This window comes from Streptomyces sp. NPDC093801, assembly GCF_040701585.1.
Lineage (GTDB): Bacteria > Actinomycetota > Actinomycetes > Streptomycetales > Streptomycetaceae > Streptomyces.
Map to the genome: position 1 here is coordinate 70,648 of NZ_JBFBDP010000009.1, position 17,159 is coordinate 87,806.

A 17,159-nucleotide genomic window follows, 5' to 3' on the forward strand; every position below is an offset into this window, starting at 1 on the left:
CCGGCCGGCGCCCGCGTACGGGAGGTACGCGGGCGCCGGCGGGTCAGGCCCGGGGGACGGCGCAGGCCCTGTCCGGTTCGCAGGCCTCGGCGTCGGCGGCCGGCTCGGGGAGCTCGCGCCCGGCCCAGGCCTGCTCCAGGGCCCGGGTGAACACCTCGGCGGGCTGGCCGCCGGAGATGCCGTAGCGGCGGTCGAGGACGAAGAACGGGACGGCGTTGGCGCCCAGTTCGGCCGCCTCGCGCTCGTCGGCCCGGACCTCGGCCGCGTAGGCGGAGTCGTCGGCGAGGACCGCGCGGGCCTCCGCCCCGTCCAGGCCGGCCTCCACCGCGAGGGCGAGCAGCACCTCGGCGTCGAAGACCGAGCGCTCCTCGGCGAAGTTGGCGCGGAAGGCGAGGTCGAGGAGCTGCTCCTGACGGCCGCGGGCGGCGGCCAGGTGCAGGAGCCGGTGGATGTCGAAGGTGTTGCCGTGGTCGCGGCCCTCGGTCCGGTACTCCAGGCCCTCGGCGCGGGCGCTCGCGGCGACGTGCTCCTCCATGCCGCGCGCCTCGTCGAGGGTGCGGCCGTACTTGCGGGCGAGCATCTCCAGGACGGGCGCGGTGACGCCCTTGGCGCCGTGGGGGTCGAGCTCGAAGGAGCGGAAGACGACCTCCACCTCGTCGCGGTGCGCGAACTCGGCCAGTCCCCTGGTGAAGCGGGCCTTTCCGATGTAGCACCAGGGGCAGGCGATGTCGCTCCAGATCTCGACGCGCATGATCCTTCTTCTCTCCGGGATTCCGGGTGGGGGTCGGGGCGGGGTTTCGCGGGGCGAAACGGTTTGTGGTTCAACCATCTGCCGGAGCGTCTCATTCCCCGGACGCCCCCTCCACCTCCAGCCACAGGGTGCGGTGGGATCCGGAGGGGGTGGCGGAGGGGTCGGGACGCCAGCCGTGCGAGGCGTAGAAGGCCTGGGCTCGGACGTTGTGCTCGAAGACCTCCAGGCGGACCCGCGCGACGCCGGCCCGGCGCCAGGCGGCGAGGCACGCGGCGTGCAGGGCGGCGCCGGTGCCGCGGCGCCAGTGGGCGGGGTCCACGTGGAGCTGGGTGAGGGTGGTCTCGCCGTCGGCGGTGAGGAAGGCGGCCACCCCGGTGATCTGCCCGTCCCGCTCGGCGCAGAAGACCCGGCCCTCGGCCTCGGAGCGGCCCACCGCCCGGGACCAGCCCTCGCGGCTGCGGGCCTGCTCGGCCTCGCCCGCGTAGGCCTGCTCGGGGACGCGGCCGCGGTAGTAGGTGGCGCGCGCCCGGGTGTGCAGGGCGGCGATGGCGTCCAGGTCTTCGGGGAGTGCGGTCCTGATCATGGGAAGGGGAACGCGCCGGGAACCCCGTCGGTTCCCGGCGCGCGGCGGCCCTTCAGGCGGTGGCTACTTCTTCAGCCACGCCGCCATCATCTTCTGCGCGATGGGCGCGGCCAGCTTGCCGCCGCCGATCTCGGAGCGGTCGGTGTCCGAGTTCTCGATCATCACCGCCACCGCGATCTGCTTGCCGCCCGCCTTGCCGTACGAGGTGAACCAGGCGAGGGGCGGGATGTTGTTGTTCACGCCGCGCTGGGCGGTGCCCGTCTTGCCGCCGACCTCGGCGCCCGCCACCTGCGCGGGCTTGCCGCCGCCCTCGGTGGCGACGGTGCGCATGGCGTCCTGGAGCATCGAGGCGGTCCTGGCGCTCATGACCTGCTGGGTCTTCGGCTCCTTGAAGCTCTCCAGCACGGTGCCGCCCGAGTCGGTCACCTCCGAGACCATGTGCGGGGCGACGAGCTTGCCGCCGTTCTGGATGGCGGACGTCACCATGGCCATCTGGAGCGGAGTGGCCTGGACGTCGAACTGGCCGATACCCGTCTGCGCGACCTGGTCGACGGACAGCTTCTTGGTCGGGTACTTGCTCGGCGGGTTGGTGCGGACCGGGGTGTCGATCCGGGTGTTGAAGCCGAGCTTCTCCGCCATGGCCCGCATCTTGTCCTGGCCGAGCTTGGAGGCCAGGTCCGCGAAGACGTTGTTGCAGGACAGCTTGAGGGCGGTACGGGCGGAGGCGTTGTTGCAGGCCTCGTCCCCCGCCTCGCTGGGCAGCTTCGTCCGGGTGCCGGGGATCGTGTAGTTGCCGGGGACCCCGGTCGGCTGGTCGATGCTGGTGACCAGCCCGTTCTCGATGGCCGCGGCCAGGGTGACCAGCTTGAAGGTGGAGCCGGGCGCCTGGGGCTTGCGCAGGGCCACGTTCTCCATGGCCCTGCCCTTGTCGGCGGAGAGCTCGTCCCAGGCGGCCTGGTCGCCGGCTCCCGAGATCCGGCCCGGGTCGTAGGAGGGGTTGTTGACGACGGCGAGGATCTCGCCGGTCGCCGGGTCGATGGCCACGGCGGCGCCCTGCTTGCCGTCGAGGGCGTCGTAGGCGGCCTTCTGCACGTCCTTGTCGATGGTGGTCAGCACGTTGCCCGGGTCGGCCCGCTTGTTGGTGAGGACGTCCATCACCGTCTTCAGGCGGCTGTCCGAGCCGTTGAGCACGTTCTTGTAGACGCCCTCCAGCATGCTCGTGCCGAAGGCCTGGGAGCTGTAACCGGTGATCGGCGCGTAGAGGGGGCCGTCGGTGTAGGTGCGCTTGTACCCGAAGTCCTTGCCGGCCGTCTTGGTGGACCCGGTGATCGCCGTACCGCCCACGATGATGTTGCCCAGCGGGTTCTCGTACTGCCCGATGAGGTTGCGGCGGTTGTGCTCGTCGTCTGCGAGGGCCTGGCCTTGGTACGCCTGCACCCAGGTGACCCGCACCAAGAGGGCCAGCACCAGAAGCAGACAGAAGACCGACGCACGCCTGATCGTCTTGTTCATCCCCCAGAAGGACGTCCCGGCGGCCCCGGGCGTTCCGCTCTGCCCCGATTGTGGCGGGGTTCTCAGGCTTTCTTCATGAGGAAGCCCCCTTCGTAGGCGGCGATGACCGCCTGGGTGCGGTCGCGGGAGCCGGTCTTGGCGAGGATCCCGGCCACGTGCGTCTTGACGGTCTGCGGGCCGACGCCGAGGCGCTCGCTGATCTCGTGGTTGGACAGGCCGGTGGCCATCAGGCGCAGGACGTCGGCCTCCCGGTCCGTGAGCCGGGCCGCCCAGGCCGGGGAGGCGGGCGGGGCGGCCGCGGTGTGGGCGGCTGCCAGGGTGCGCAGGGCGGCCGGGAAGAGCAGGGAGTCCCCGCGGGCGACGAGCCGAACCGCGCCGATCAGCTCGTCCGGGTCGGCGCGCTTGAGGAGGAAGCCGGACGCGCCCGCGCGCAGCGCGTCGTAGACGTAGGCGTCGTTCTCGAAGGTGGTGACGACCACGATCCTGGGCGGGTCGGCCATGGTGGCGAGGATCTGCTCGGTGGCCCTGATGCCGTCGATCTCCGGCATCCGCACGTCCATCAGGACCACGTCGGGGGCCAGGGAGCGCACCAGGGGGACGGCCTCGGCGCCCGAGGCGGCCTCGCCGACGACCTCCAGGTCGGCTTCGGCGTCGAGGATGACCCGCAGGGCGGTGCGGACCATCCGCTCGTCGTCGGCGATGACCACGCGCAGCGGCGGCCGGCTCATCGCGCGCCCGCCCGGGCCGGGCCGGCGCCGCCGCCGAGCGGCAGGACGGCCCGCAGCCGCCAGCTCCCCGCGTGCGGTCCGGCCTCGACGCGGCCGCCGAGGAGGGCGGCCCGCTCGGCCGCGCCGCGCAGCCCGCGGCCGCCGGTCGTGCGCGGTGCGGCCGCGTCGGGGGCGGGCGGGGACGGGGCGGGCGGATTGGTCATGGTGATCTCCAGTTCGCGGTGGCCGTCGGACGTGTGGACGCGGATCAGCAGGGTGATGGGGCCGGCGCCGTGGCGCAGGGCGTTGCTCAGGCCCTCCTGGACGATCCGGTACGCCTCCCGGGAGGCGATCGCCGGGAGCTGCGACCAGTCCCCGGCCGGGCCCGGGTCCTGCTCGGAGGTGAGGACGGTGCCGCCGGCCCGGGTGCGGGCCAGCAGCCCGTCGAGGTCGCCGGCCAGGGTGGGTGCGGGCATGGCCTCGGCCCGGGCCGGGTCCCCGTCCCGCAGGAGGCCGAGGACCGCGTCGAGCTCGCCCACCGTGCGCCGGGTGGTGTCCTCGATCGCGGCGAGCGCCTCGCGGACGAACTCCGGGTCCCGGTCGAGCACCCGCCGGGCCGCCCCCGCCTGGAGGGTGACGGCGCTCAGCGCGTGCCCCACGGCGTCGTGCAGCTCCCGGGCCAGCCGGTTGCGGACGGCGAGGTCGGCGGCGCGTTCCTCGGCGGCGGCCAGCCGGTCCGCCGCGGTCGGCCCGAGGAGCACGGGTGCGAGCCGGGCCAGCAGCGCCCCCGCACCGGCGCAGACGGCGGCGAGCGCCAGCAGCACCCCGACACCGATCAGGGGGGAGACGTAGGGCTCCGCCCCGGCGCTGAACCAGCCGGCGCCCCACTCCGAGGCGCGCAGCGCCCCGGAGAACGGCATGACGACCAGCACCACCCCCAGGGGCGGTACCGCCAGGCTCATCCCGCTGATCAGCGCCCCGATGCCCAGGTGCAGGGTCCACCAGGCCGAGGCCCGCCAGCGGGCCCCCCAGGACCGGGCCGGGCCGTCCGCCAGCCGGTCCCCCGGCACCCCGGTCATGACCCGCGCGGCCGTCGCCGACAGCGGCCGGACCAGCCCGACCAGGCCGGTCACCGCGATCAGGGGCAGGGAGGCCGCGTAGGAGAGCAGGGTCAGCGGGAGGGAGGCGAACACGTTGCCCCCGCCCGCCGCCGCGCCCACCACGACCTGGGTGAGCATGAGGTAGGGCATGAGCAGGGCCCCGCCGAGTATCAGGTGCACCCACCGCAGCCGGGCCCGCGCCCCCAGCAGCAGCCCGGGCCACCGCTTCACCGCCGCCGCCCCGGCCGCCCGGCCCCCGCCGAAGCGGCTCGCGCGCACGGTCGTCCCCTCCTGGTCCACGCCTCTCCCCCGCCGGACTCCCGCCCCCGCCGGACTCCCGTCCGCGCCGGACTCCCGTCCGCGCCGGCCCCTCGCGGCCTCCCCCGGCTCAGCCCTCCCTCCGGGCGTGGAGGTAGCGCAGGAGCACCGCCCCGGCCAGCAGCCCGGTGATCATCTGGCCAGCGTAGGCCAACAGGACGGCGGTGGTGGAGGGTTCGTCCTCGCCCAGGTTCATCCCCAGGGCCGCGGTCAGCATCCAGGCGCCCCAGCCCAGCGCCGCCGACGAGCCGATCCAGGCCAGGGCCGGCGGCCACCCGGCCGGGCGCGACCCGCCCCGGGCCAGCAGCAGCGCCCCGGCCGCGGCCGCGAGGGCGCACATCGCGTGCACACCGGACACCACACCGGTCTCCGCCGTGTGCGCCGCCGCCATCTCCGCGGACAGCCCCGCGGTCCCGCCGAAGGCCCAGTACCCGTGCGCCGCGGCGACCGCGGCGCCGGCCAGTGCGGAGGCCCCCGCCACCACCCCCGTGGGGGACGGGAGCCTCCGCCCGAGCGCCCCCTGCCAGCGCCGGCCCCAGCGCCGGCGCGCGTAGGGGACGAACAGCCCGGCCAGGGCGATCGCCTGGATGATGAAGCCGCCGTAGACGACGGCGAACACCCAGGGGTCGAGGAAGGGCACCCGGGCCGCCCGGGCCGCCTCGCCGGCTCCCAGGCCCAGGGCCTTGACGAGGAGCTGCGCCGGGTAGCCGAGGACGATCGGGGTGAGCAGCCCGGTGGCCACGTACACCGGCAGGGTCAGCAGCCATCCGGGCACCCGCGCGCCCCAGGGGCGGGTGAGCACCAGCACCAGCAGGATCACGCAGGCGTCCATGGCGAGCGTGACCGCGTTGCCCACGGCCAGGGTCGTCCCGCCCTTCAGCAGGATGCTGTCCGCCGGTATCCCGATCCTGCTCCCGGCCAGCCAGGCCGCCTTGAGGGTCAGGTACGGCAGGGTGGCGGCCAGGGCGGCCGCCCGCAGGACCCGCAGCCGGGTCCCCGGGGCGGGGGCCGGCGGCCGGGTGGTGCCCGTCGTGTGCGTCGCGTGGACGGCTCGTGTGCTCATGCCCCCACGGTCCCGTCCGCGGGCTCCCGCCACCTCCCCCGCGAAGGTGAACCGCCTCCCCCGCGCGGGGGAGGAACCCCCGCGTCCGGCGCCTCACATGCGGCGCGTCACCACGGACAGCCGGTCCCTCGCCTCGAACAGCGCGGCCTTGATCGTGCGCTCGTGGTCCTCCGTCAGCCGGGCCACCGGCACCGAGCAGCTCACCGCGTCCCGGGCCGGCGTCCGGTACGGGACGGCCACCCCGAAGCAGCGCAGCCCGAGCGTGTTCTCCTCCCGGTCCACCGCGTAGCCCTGTTCCCGCACCAGGGCCAGCTCCTCCACCAGCGCCTCCCGGTCGGTGATGGTGTGCTCCGTGACGGCCTCCAGCCGCCGCGGCAGCATCCGGCGCACCTCCTCGTCGGTGTGGGTGGCCAGCAGCGCCTTGCCGAGGGCGGTCGAGTGGACGGGCAGCCGCCGCCCGACCCGGGTGAAGGGGCGCAGGTAGTGCCGGGACGGCCGGGTGGCCAGGTAGACGACGCTCGTCCCGTCGAGCCGGGCGAGGTGGATGGTCTCGGTGGTGTCGTCGGAGAGCCGGTCCAGGCTGGGGCGGGCCGCCGCGACCACCTCGTCCCCGTCGATGTAGGAGCTGCCGACGAGCAGGGCCCGTACGCCGATGCCGTAGCGGGTGCCGGTGGCGTCCGTCTCCACCCAGCCCAGGTTCACCAGGGTGCGCAGCAGCATGTAGAGGCTGGACTTGGGCAGGGCGAGGTCGCTTTGGATGTCGGCGAGGCTGTGCAGTCCCGGGTGCGCCGCGAAGTGCTCCAGGAGCAGGACCGTGCGCACGGCCGACTTCACCGGCGGCGCCGCCGCGGGGAGCCCCGGCCCGTCCGGTGCGGGAGGGCCGTCCGTCCCGGCTGTCTCGGCTGTCGTCATGCGCCTGGTTCCCCTCTGCTCGGCCCTGTCGCCTCTTGTCACCCGGTGGACGCGGAACCTAGAGTCCGCAGCAGAAGTGATCATTCAGCCACCGGAACGGCGTTCAGAATACTGAACGATCCGAGGAGGAGCGGGCCATGACGGCGAATCCAGTCTGGAGTGTGGACCCCCGCACCGGGAAGCAGCGCGAACGGGTTGCGGTGGAAGCCACAGCCCCGGACGTGGACCGGGCCGTACGGGCGGCCCACGCCGCGCGCGCCGCCCTCGCGGACCCGGCCGCCCGCGCCGCCTTCCTGCGGGCCGCCGCCGGGCTGCTCGACGGGGCCGCCGCGCAGATCGTGGAGGCCGCCGACGCCGAGACCGCGCTGGGCGGCGCCCGGCTCACCGGCGAGCTCGCCCGCACCACCGGCCAGCTACGGGCCTTCGCCGACGTGGTCGAGGAGGGCGCCTACCTCGACGTCCGGATCGACCGGGCCGACCCCTCCCTCACCCCGCCGCGCCCCGAGCTGCGCCGCTACAAGGTGCCGCTGGGCGTGGTCGCCGTCTACGCCGCCTCCAACTTCCCGCTGGCCTTCTCCGTGCCCGGCGGGGACACCGCCAGCGCCCTCGCCGCCGGCTGCCCGGTGGTGGTCAAGGCACACCCGGACCACCCGGCCGTCTCCGAGCTGTGCGCCGGGCTGCTGCGGCGGGCGGCCGTCGCGAGCGGGCTGCCGGCGGACGTGGTGACGGTGGTCCACGGGTTCGACGCCGGCCTGGAGCTGATCCGCCACCCGCTGGTCCGCGCCGCCGGGTTCACCGGTTCCGTCCGGGGCGGCCGGGCCCTGTTCGACGCGGCCGCCGCCCGTCCGGTGCCCATCCCGTTCCACGGCGAGCTGGGCTCCCTCAACCCCGTCGTGGTCAGCCCCGCGGCGGCCGCCGAGCGCGCCGAGGAGATCGGCTCCGGACTCGCCGCCTCCGTGACCCTCGGCGTGGGCCAGTTCTGCGTGAAGCCCGGCCTGGTCCTGGTGCCCGAGGGCGCCGACGGCGACCTCCTCACCGCCGCGCTCGCCGAGCAGCTCGGGGAGACCGGGCCGGGCGTGCTGCTCGACCACCGGATGCGGGAGAACTTCGTCGCCGGGGTCCGTGAGCGGGCCGCCCTCCCGGGGGTCACCGCCCCGGTCGCCGCCGGGCCCGCCGGGGAGCACACCGTCGGCGCGGGCTACCTGGGCGTCGCGGCGGCCCGCCTGCTGGAGGGCGGCCCGTACGGGCTGCTGCTGGAGGAGTGCTTCGGACCGGTGACCGTCGTCGTCCGCTACTCGGGCCCGGACGAGGCCGCCGCGGTGCTGGACCTGCTCGACGGGAACCTGAGCGCCACCCTCCAGCTGTCGCGGGCCGAGGCCCAGGGCGCCCCGGGCCCGGCCGCCGCACTGATCGCACAGGTCACCGGGCTGGCGGGGCGGATCGTGGTGAACGGCTGGCCCACCGGGGTCGCCGTCGCCCCGGCCCAGCACCACGGCGGCCCCTACCCGGCGGCCACCTCGCACTCCACCTCCGTCGGCGGCACGGCCGTCGAACGCTGGCTGCGCCCGGTGGCCTACCAGTCGGTGCCGGACGCGCTGCTCCCGCCGGAGCTGCGCGAGGACAACCCCCTGGGCCTCCCGCGCCGGGTCACCGGCGGCTGAGCCGCGCCGGGGGGGCGGGGCGCCGGTAATTGCGTTGCCGCCCCGCTCCCCGGCGGGGCAGGCTGCGCCCCATGGGGCGGGCACACGGATTCTCGTACGGGGTACAGGGCGACGGCACGGTCGTCATCGCGCACCGGGGCCGCACCGCGGGCACCCTGCGGGGCGGGCGGGCCGAGAAGTTCCTCGCCGAGGTGGAATCCGGCGACGCACAGCTGGTGATGGCCCGCTGGACGGGCTCCTACAAGTTCGGCAACGAGCGCACGGCCCGCGACCACCCCCGCAACCGGCGCTGAATTCCGGCCAGGGTAAGGGAACGGCAAAGCGGTGCCGGTCGTTCTCCCGGCATGACCGCTATGACCCCTGGTTCCAACCTGCCGCTCGACACCACCCGCGTGACGGTGGACGTGGCCGCCCCGGTACGGCTCGACGTGTCGGGCCTGCTGCTCGCGGCGGACGGCAAGGTGCGCTCCGACGCCGACTTCATCTTCTACAACCAGCCCTCCGGGCCCGGTGTCGCCTACCGGTCCGGCGGCGGGACGGCGCCGGACTCGATCACCGTGGACACCGGGGCGCTGCCGCCCGGCATCGAGCGGATCGTGGTCACGGCCAGCCCCGACGCCGCGGGGCAGACCTTCCAGGGCATCGAGCCCACCGCCACCGTGCGGGACGCCGCCGGCGGCGCCGTGATCGCCACCTTCACCCCGCCCCGCCTCGGGCCGGAGACCGCGCTCGTGGTCGTCGAGGTCTACCTGCGGGGCGGCGTGTGGAAGGTGCGCGCGGTCGGCCAGGGGTACGCCAACGGGCTCGCGGGCATCGCCACCGACTTCGGGGTCTCCGTGGACGAGGAGCCGGCCGCCCCCGTGGCGGCCGCGCCGCCGGCTCCGGCCGTCGCCGCCCCGCCGATGCCCGCGGCGCCCCCGGCCGCGCCCGCCGCTCCCCCGGCCCCGGGGAAGATCAACCTCGACAAGGGCCGGGTCAGCCTCCGGAAGAACCAGACCGTCTCCCTCGTCAAGGGCGGCCGGCCGCTGCTCTCCCAGGTCAAGATGGGCCTCGGCTGGGAGCCGGCCTTCGGCGGCCGCGACATCGACCTCGACGCGTCCGTCATCGCCTACGGCCCGCAGCGCAACTTCGTCGACAGCTGCTACTTCGGCAAGCTGTCCATCCTCAACGGCTCGATCAAGCACTCGGGCGACAACCTGACCGGTGAGGGCGCCGGGGACGACGAGGTGATCGTGGTGGACCTCGGCCGGCTGCCCGCCGAGGTCACGGGCCTGGTCTTCACCGTCAACTCCTTCTCCGGCCAGAAGTTCACCGAGGTGGCCAAGGCCTACTGCCGGCTCATCGACGCGGCGAGCGACGAGGAGCTGGTGCGCTTCGACCTGACCGGCGCCGAGCCCCAGACCGGCGTGATGATGGCCAAGCTGATCAAGCAGTTCTCCGGCGAATGGGAGATGACGGCCATGGGCGACTTTGTGAAGTCCCGCACAGTGCGCGGCATGGTCCAGCCGGCCTCCCAGGCACTCTGAGCAGGTGGGCGGGCATATGCGGCCGCGGAGCACCCGGGCCGGGGCGTCCCGGGTGATCGATGCCACGCGTAATCCGGAGGTGGCTGTCCGTGCTCGCCCGTAGCCTGGGAACCATGCAGACTTCACTCCAGCCCGCGGGTCCCGCGCGCCCGTCCGCCGCCGAGGCGAACGAGGCGATACGGCTCCTCGTCGAGACCTGGGCGGACGGGGAGTGGCCCTCGGAGGCGTACGAGTTCCTCCTGGAGGAGTGGGCCGCGGCTTCTCGCGCGGAGATGGCCGCGGCCCGGTAGGCCCTGCCACGGGCCCCGTCACGGGCCCTGTCCCGGGCTCCCTCCTGGGCCCTGTCCCGGGCTCCGTCAGCGCGGGGTGCGCCGCCACGGGCCGGTGATCGCCAGCATGATCCCCGGCTCCTGGATGTTGGCGTACAGGGTGCGCCCGTCCGGGGAGAAGCACACCCCGGTGAACTCCGAGTACTCCGGCTCCTCGGGCGTTCCGATGTTCAGCTCGTTGCGCGCCAGCGGGTAGACGCGCCCGGACTCGGTCGCCCCGAGCAGGTGCTGGAGCCCGTTGCCGTCCTCGGCGATGACCAGGCCCCCGTACGGGGACACGGTGATGTTGTCGGGGCCGTCGTAGCCGCCCTCGGCGTCGGGGTCGGCGTTCACCCCGATCAGGACGACGAGCCGGATCGTGCGCCGCCTGGGGTCGTAGAACCACACCTGCCCGTCGTGCGCGGCGCCCGGGCTCTCCTCGCGGGCGTACGAGGAGACGAAGTAGGCGCCCCCGTCGGCCCACCACATGCCCTCCAGCTTGCGCGCCCGGGTCACGGCGCCGGCCGCGAACTGCTTGCGCACGGACAGGCTCCGCGCGTCGCGGTCGGTCACCTCCACCCAGTCGACCCCGTAGACCGTCCCGGTCTTCGTGGCGCGCGACAGGTCGTCCACGAACTGCCCGGCCTTGTCGAAGCACTTGGCGGCCGCCAGCACCCCGGCGTCGGCGGCGAGGGTGCGCAGCGCGCCGCGCCCGTGCCGGAAGCCCTGCGGCGGGGTCCACCGGTAGAGCAGCCCGTTGGGGCCCGAGGCGTCCTCGGTCAGGTAGGCGTGGCCCTGGCGCGGGTCGATGACGACGGCCTCGTGGGCGTACCGCCCGAAGGCCTTGACGGGCCGTGGGTCGCGGTTGGCCCGGCGGTCGTGCGGGTCCACCTCGAAGACGTAGCCGTGGTCCTTGGTCATGCCGTTCCGGCCGGCCAGGTCCTCGGTCTCCTCGCAGGTCAGCCAGGTGCCCCACGGGGTGGCCCCGCCCGCGCAGTTGGTCGAGGTGCCGGCGACGCCCACCCATTCGGCGACCTCGCCGCCACGCCGGACCTCGACGACGGTGCAGCCGCCGGACGCGGCGGGGTCGTAGACGAGTCCCCCGGTCAGCGGGACGGGGTGGGCCCAGTTGGCCCGCGGCCCCTTCAGCTCGTGGTTGTTGACGAGGAGGGTGACGCCGCGGGGACCCTCGAAGGCGGCCGTGCCGTCGTGGTGGGAGGGGGTGCTCTCGCCCGAGTCGAGGGTGGTGACACCGCTGCGGGTGATCACCCGGTAGGAGAACCCGGCGGGCAGGGCGAGCAGCCCGGCCGGGTCCGGCAGGAGGGGGCCGTAGCCGGGGGCGTGCGGGTGGCCGTGCCCCTCCGCCGCGCCGGCCGCGCCGGACCCCGGGTCGTCGGCGGCCAGGGCCCCGGGGGCGGTGGCGAGGGCGCCGACCGTTCCGGTGAGGGCGACGCCCGCACCGGCGAGGGCGGTGCGGGCGGTGAAGTCTCTGCGGCTGAGGGGCATCGGGTCTCCTGGGGTGGGGAGGTGGTGCGCCTGACGTACGGTCGTCGGCGCACACGCTCCCGGCCGTACGTGAACGGCGGCTGACTTCCCCGCGAACGCGGAGCGGCCCCTTGCCGCCGGACGGAATGGCGAACTCCGGCCGCGGAAAAGGCCTGTTGCGGCCCCTTCCGCGCCATCGGGCGGCCCGGGGGGTCAGGGCTGCCGGGAACGGGCCTTGAACGCGGCCTTCCGGGCCTCCTTCGCCGCCTTCCTGTCCGGGTGCAGCCGGCCCATGGCCTCCAGCACGTGGGCCGTCGCCGGGTGCTCGACCCGCCACACCTGGCCGAAGAAGCCCGTGTGGTGCTCCGTCAGGCTCCGCATCAGCAGCGGCAGTTCCTCGGTCTCCCCGTCCGCCGCGAGCTGCGCCGCGATGGTGTCCACCGTCAGCCAGAACACCATCGCGCCGTCCGGGGCCGGTACGTCCGCCGCCCCGTGCTCCGCCAGCCAGACCCGGGCCAGGCCGCCCAGCTGCGGGTCGTCCAGGACGGCCCGCACCGCCGGCTCGGCCTCCGGGCCGGCGGGGGTCAGGGCCTGCTGGCAGCGCAGCCGGCGCAGCGGCGCGGCCTCGTCGTCGCCGCGGGCCGCGGCCAGCAGCTCGGCGACGGCGGCGGGCAGGTCCCGCCCAGCCAGCCACTGCTCGATCTCGGCCTGCGCGGCGTCCTCCGGGTAGAAGGAGACGGCGTCGAGCAGCGCGTCCGCGCCCTTGCCGGCCAGCTCGCCGACGGCGGGGGCCTCCACCCCGGCCTCCAGCATGCGGGCGCGGACGCCGTACAGGCCGAGCGGGGTGAGCCGGACCATCCCGTACCGGGTGATGTCCTCGTCGTCCTCCGCCTGTCCCGGGCCGCCGGCGACGGCGTCCGCATCGGCGGCCTCCTCGGCCTCCGCCATCAGCGCCTCGTCGACGGGGTGGTAGTCGACGAGACCGATCGGCTCCAGCTGCCGGAACTGGTCGTCGAGGCGCATCATCGCGTCCGAGACCTGCTCCAGTACGGCGTCGGACGGGTCGCCCATGTCGTCCGACATGATCATCGAGGCGGCGAGCACGGGCAGCGGCACCCGGCCGTCGCCGGGCGCGCCCTCGGAGACGCTGAGCAGGTAGAGGTTGGCGAGCACCCCGTCGAGGAAGTCCGCCTCGCGCTGGGGGTTCCAGTCGAGCCGGTCGAAGTCGATCTCGCCGCCCGCGTCGAGGGCGTCGACGAGGTCGTCCAGGTCGGGCACGGCGGCGTCGGCGAGGACGGCGTCCAGGGCCGCCAGCCACAGGTCGAGGACGTCGGAGGGTGCCCCTCCGGCCAGCAGGGGCAGGTCCTCGCCGGGCGCGGCGGTGCCGTACTCGGGCTCGGCGCCGTCCGCGCCGTCGCCGCTGTCCTCCTCCGGCTCCGTCACGTCGACCAGGCCGGTGTCCACGGCCACCCGCCAGGCCTGGCTCGCGTGGACCGGCGCGTCCTCGTCGGCGAGGTCGAGGCCGAGCACCTCGGCGGCCGCCGCCAGCTGGTCGGCGACCAGTTCGCCGCCGACGTCGACGCGGGTGTCGGGTCCGGCCCAGCGGGCGAGGCGGACGGCGCGGGCGAACAGCGGGGCGACGAGGGCGTCGCGGGCCAGCTCCGCATCGGAGTGCAGCCGTACCGGCGGCAGCGTGGAGTGCGGCTCTGCGGACATGGGGTGGTTCTCCTCGGACGGGCGCGCGGGACGGCGGGGGAATCAGGACGGATCTGGACGCATCTGGACGGGTGGAGGCGGTCGGCGGCGGTCACGGAGTGACCGTCAGACCTGGTGCGGCGACCCAGAGTAGACGCATCCGGGGCGCCTCCGGCGGAGCGGAACCGTCAGTTCATCCCACAGTCAGCTGTCGTATTTCCTGGAGACCTTGACAACTTCGCTGGTCACACAGGACATTGACGCGCGTAGACGTTAAGGGACCGTCAAATCCCACCCCCCTCTTCCTCCACACACCGGAGTTCCCTCACATGCGCTCATCGCATCCCCGTTCCGCCGCCGTCGCCGCCCTCGTCGCCGCCGCGCTGGCCTCCGGCCTGCTCGCGGGCACGGCCGACGCGGCCGAAGGCGCCGTGTCCGCCGATCCGGTACGCATCCACGACATCCAGGGCACCACCCGGATATCCCCGCTGAACGGCAAGGCCGTCGCCGACGTCCAGGGCATCGTCACGGGCGTGCGCACCTACGGCTCGCGCGGCTTCTGGATCCAGGACCCCGACGCCGACGACAACCCCGCCACCAGCGAGGGCATCTTCGTCTTCACGAACTCCGTCCCGACCGTGGCCGTCGGCGACGCCGTCAAGGTCTCCGGCACGGTCGGCGAGTACGTGCCCGGCGGGGCCGCCTCCGGCAACCAGTCCGTCACCCAGATCGCCAAGCCCGCCGTGACCGTGCTCTCCTCCGGCAACGCGCTGCCCGAGGCCACCGCCATCAACGAGTACTCCGTCCCGGCGGAGTACGCCCCGGCGGGCGACCCGGCGGCCGGCGGCAGCATCAACGGCCTGGCCCTGGACCCCTCGCGCTACGCCCTGGACTACTACGAGTCCCTCGAGGGCATGAACGTCCGCATCGGCAACTCGCGCGTGGTCGGCGCCACCGACCCGTACGCGGAGCTGTGGGTGACGGTCAAGGGCTGGGAGAACACGGCCAAGCGCGGCGGCACCCTCTACGGCTCGTACGAGTCCCAGAACACCGGCCGCCTCCAGATCCAGCAGCTGGCGCCGCTCGCGCAGCAGCCCTTCCCGGTGGCCAACGTCGGCGACAGGCTGACCGGCACCACCGAGGGCCCGCTGGACTTCAACCAGTTCGGCGGCTACACCCTGGTGGCCCGCACGCTCGGCGCGGTCAAGGCGGGCACCCTCGCCCCGGAGAAGACCAAGGCCCAGTCGCCCGGCGAGCTCGCGGTGGCCACGTACAACGTGGAGAACCTCGACCCGAGCGACCCGCAGGAGAAGTTCGACAACCTGGCGAAGGCCGTCGTCCAGAACCTGGCCTCGCCCGACATCGTGGCCCTGGAGGAGATCCAGGACGACAACGGCGCCAAGAACGACGGCACCGTCTCCGCCGAGGAGACCATCAAGAAGTTCACCGCGGCCATCGCGGCGGCGGGCGGCCCGGCCTACCAGTGGCGCTCCATCAGCCCCGAGAACAACAAGGACGGCGGCGAGCCCGGCGGCAACATCCGCCAGGTCTTCCTCTTCAACCCCGCCCGGGTCTCCTTCACCGACCGCGCCGCGGGCGACGCGCTGACGGCGACCGGTGTGGCCAAGGAGAACGGCAAGGCCGCCCTGACCCACTCCCCCGGCCGGATCGACCCGGCGAACCCGGCGTGGGCCGACAGCCGCAAGCCGCTGGCCGGCGAGTTCGTCTTCCGCGGCCGCACGGTCTTCGTGATCGCCAACCACTTCAGCTCCAAGGGCGGCGACGAGGGCCTGACCTCGCAGCACCAGCCCCCGGTGCGCAAGTCGGAGGACAAGCGGCTGCTCCAGGCGCAGGCGGTGAACTCCTTCGTCAAGGAGATCCTCGCGGCCGACAAGAACGCGGACGTCCTCGCCCTCGGCGACATCAACGACTTCGAGTTCTCGAACACGGCGAAGGCGCTGGAGGACGGCGGGGCCCTGTACTCGGCGATCAAGTCGCTGCCGAAGGCGGAACGGTACTCCTACGTCTACCAGGGCAACGCGCAGGTGCTGGACCAGATCCTGATCAGCCCGGCGATCAAGAACTACGCCTACGACAGCGTGCACATCAACGCCGAGTTCTCGGTCCAGAACAGCGACCACGACCCGCAGGTGCTGCGCTTCCGCCCGTAACACGTGCCGGGAGGGGCCCGGCCGCCGCCACGGCGGGGCCCCTCTGCCACACTCCGGCCATGATCTTCCGTGCCGCCACCCGCCAGGACCTGCCCGCCGTACTCGCCCTGCTGGCCGACGAGGAGCGGGTCGTCGACCCGGCCTCGGTCGTGGTGGGCGAGGCGTACGAGCGGGCCTTCGCCGACATCGAGGCGGACCCCCGCAACGAGGTGCTGGTCCTGGCGGACGGGGAGGCGGTCCTCGGCTGCCTCCAGCTGACGTACATCCCGGGCCTGGGCCGGGGCGGCCGGGAGCGGGCGCTGGTGGAGGCCGTGCGGATCCGCGCGGACCGGCGCGGCGGGGGCCTGGGCGCGGAGCTGATGCGGCTGGCCGCGGAGCGGGCCCGCGCCCGGGGCTGCGGGCTGGTCCAGCTGACCAGCGGCAAGCGGCGCTCGGCCGCGCACCGCTTCTACGAGCGGCTCGGCTACGCCCGCAGCCACGAGGGGTTCAAGCTGCCGCTGGAGCCCTGAGCACGGGGGCCCCGGCGGGTCGATCCGGGGACCTTCGGCCCTGGCGTGACGCTGGACACACCGTTGCCCAGATGGGCCCGATGTGGTGTTGAGTGTCCTCCACGCCCGATCTTGTCCTTCTTGTACCGCGCGCATCCCGGAGGCCGTGTGTTCCCCTCCATCTCCCCCGCCCAGGAAACCGGCCTGGCCGTCCTGTTCGTGGCCGCCCTCGTCTGGGTGCTCGGCCTGGGCCACATGCTGTGGGACAGCCGCTTCCACCACCCGGAGCCGGAGGCGTGCGAGGGGCTGCCGGTCATCCCGTCCCAGCGCACGGCGGCCGGGCATCCGATGGAGTCGGTGGAGCTGACGCCGGCGGAGCAGGAGGCCTTCGCCGGCCTGGTCCGCACGATCCCCCTGCACTGACCGCGCCCCCGCACCCCGGGGGCGCCCTCGGTTGCGGGGGCGGCCGCGGGCGTCGATAGTGGGAGAGGCGGCCGCGCCTTGATCATCGGCTCACCGGGCCGGGCGCCGGCCCGGGTCGAGAACCCGCACGCCGGCCGTGCCGCAGCGGGCGGCCGCAGCGGCAGGAGCCCGCCGCGGGCTCCCTTCCCCCTGCTCTTCCCCACCCGCCACACGGACGGCGGAACCGGCCTGCCCGGGTGGCCCCGTCGTGGCGTCTGCCGCTCTCCCTCACGGAACGAGAGAGGAGCACCCCCATGCGCAAGCAGACCCGGGCCCACCGCCTCCTGGCGACCTCGGCGGTTTTCGCGGCCGGAGGCCTCATGCTGCTCCCCGCGCCCACGCTGGCCCAGCCGGCGGCACCCGGCACCGCCGTGTCCAGGATCCCCGAGGGCACCTATCAGATCGTCAACGTGCAGA

Annotated in this window: 16 protein-coding genes; 7 read left to right on the top strand and 9 right to left on the bottom strand. The window is 74.5% G+C overall.

Annotated features, from left to right (window positions below; translation table 11 throughout):
- Positions 1-43 precede the first annotated feature (43 nt).
- The 7 genes from AB0469_RS12145 to AB0469_RS12175 all read right to left on the bottom strand — a co-directional run bounded on the left by AB0469_RS12145 (position 44) and on the right by AB0469_RS12175 (position 6,946).
- Positions 44-751 (bottom strand): DsbA family oxidoreductase, encoded by a 708-nt coding sequence (locus AB0469_RS12145; protein ID WP_366451235.1) that lies wholly within the window; start codon positions 749-751, stop codon positions 44-46.
- Between the two features lie 91 nt (positions 752-842).
- Positions 843-1,334: a GNAT family N-acetyltransferase gene (locus AB0469_RS12150; RefSeq protein ID WP_366451236.1), complete on the bottom strand. Its 492-nt coding sequence runs from the start codon at positions 1,332-1,334 to the stop codon at positions 843-845.
- 63 nt (positions 1,335-1,397) lie between these two features.
- Complete coding sequence (locus AB0469_RS12155; protein WP_366451237.1) at positions 1,398-2,846, bottom strand: penicillin-binding protein 2; 1,449 nt, start codon at positions 2,844-2,846, stop codon at positions 1,398-1,400.
- A gap of 62 nt (positions 2,847-2,908) precedes the next feature.
- Entirely contained in the window at positions 2,909-3,574 is a 666-nt protein-coding gene (locus tag AB0469_RS12160) for a response regulator transcription factor (protein ID WP_366451238.1), read from the bottom strand.
- Positions 3,571-4,884, bottom strand: a complete 1,314-nt coding sequence (locus AB0469_RS12165) for a histidine kinase (protein WP_366451418.1) — start codon at positions 4,882-4,884, stop codon at positions 3,571-3,573. The genes AB0469_RS12160 and AB0469_RS12165 overlap by 4 nt, the downstream gene beginning before the upstream one ends.
- A gap of 157 nt (positions 4,885-5,041) precedes the next feature.
- Positions 5,042-6,034 (bottom strand): hypothetical protein, encoded by a 993-nt coding sequence (locus tag AB0469_RS12170; protein WP_366451239.1) that lies wholly within the window; start codon positions 6,032-6,034, stop codon positions 5,042-5,044.
- Between the two features lie 93 nt (positions 6,035-6,127).
- On the bottom strand, positions 6,128-6,946 hold the full coding sequence (locus AB0469_RS12175) for an IclR family transcriptional regulator (protein ID WP_366451240.1): 819 nt from the start codon (positions 6,944-6,946) through the stop codon (positions 6,128-6,130).
- 137 nt (positions 6,947-7,083) lie between these two features.
- Between AB0469_RS12175 and AB0469_RS12180 the strand changes: the two genes are divergently transcribed.
- The 4 genes from AB0469_RS12180 (at position 7,084) to AB0469_RS12195 (ending at position 10,423) form a co-directional block, all read left to right on the top strand.
- On the top strand, positions 7,084-8,607 hold the full coding sequence (locus tag AB0469_RS12180; RefSeq protein ID WP_366451241.1) for an aldehyde dehydrogenase (NADP(+)): 1,524 nt from the start codon (positions 7,084-7,086) through the stop codon (positions 8,605-8,607).
- A gap of 71 nt (positions 8,608-8,678) precedes the next feature.
- The gene (locus tag AB0469_RS12185) at positions 8,679-8,900 is read left to right on the top strand and encodes a hypothetical protein (protein ID WP_366451242.1); all 222 of its coding nucleotides are present in this window, start codon (positions 8,679-8,681) and stop codon (positions 8,898-8,900) included.
- Positions 8,901-8,960: 60 nt separating this feature from the next.
- Entirely contained in the window at positions 8,961-10,133 is a 1,173-nt protein-coding gene (locus AB0469_RS12190; protein WP_366451243.1) for a TerD family protein, read from the top strand.
- A gap of 113 nt (positions 10,134-10,246) precedes the next feature.
- Complete coding sequence (locus AB0469_RS12195; RefSeq protein ID WP_366451244.1) at positions 10,247-10,423, top strand: hypothetical protein; 177 nt, start codon at positions 10,247-10,249, stop codon at positions 10,421-10,423.
- 66 nt (positions 10,424-10,489) lie between these two features.
- Here the strand turns inward: AB0469_RS12195 and AB0469_RS12200 are convergent, their stop codons facing one another.
- Both AB0469_RS12200 and AB0469_RS12205 read right to left on the bottom strand, forming a co-directional pair.
- Positions 10,490-11,947 (bottom strand): alkaline phosphatase PhoX, encoded by a 1,458-nt coding sequence (locus AB0469_RS12200; RefSeq protein ID WP_366451245.1) that lies wholly within the window; start codon positions 11,945-11,947, stop codon positions 10,490-10,492.
- A gap of 192 nt (positions 11,948-12,139) precedes the next feature.
- Entirely contained in the window at positions 12,140-13,642 is a 1,503-nt protein-coding gene (locus tag AB0469_RS12205; protein ID WP_366451246.1) for a hypothetical protein, read from the bottom strand.
- 308 nt (positions 13,643-13,950) lie between these two features.
- Between AB0469_RS12205 and AB0469_RS12210 the strand changes: the two genes are divergently transcribed.
- The 3 genes from AB0469_RS12210 (at position 13,951) to AB0469_RS12220 (ending at position 16,703) form a co-directional block, all read left to right on the top strand.
- Positions 13,951-15,792: an endonuclease/exonuclease/phosphatase family protein gene (locus tag AB0469_RS12210; RefSeq protein ID WP_366451247.1), complete on the top strand. Its 1,842-nt coding sequence runs from the start codon at positions 13,951-13,953 to the stop codon at positions 15,790-15,792.
- Between the two features lie 59 nt (positions 15,793-15,851).
- Entirely contained in the window at positions 15,852-16,301 is a 450-nt protein-coding gene (locus tag AB0469_RS12215) for a GNAT family N-acetyltransferase (protein WP_366451248.1), read from the top strand.
- Positions 16,302-16,448: 147 nt separating this feature from the next.
- Complete coding sequence (locus AB0469_RS12220; protein ID WP_366451249.1) at positions 16,449-16,703, top strand: hypothetical protein; 255 nt, start codon at positions 16,449-16,451, stop codon at positions 16,701-16,703.
- The last annotated feature ends 456 nt before the right edge of the window (positions 16,704-17,159 follow it).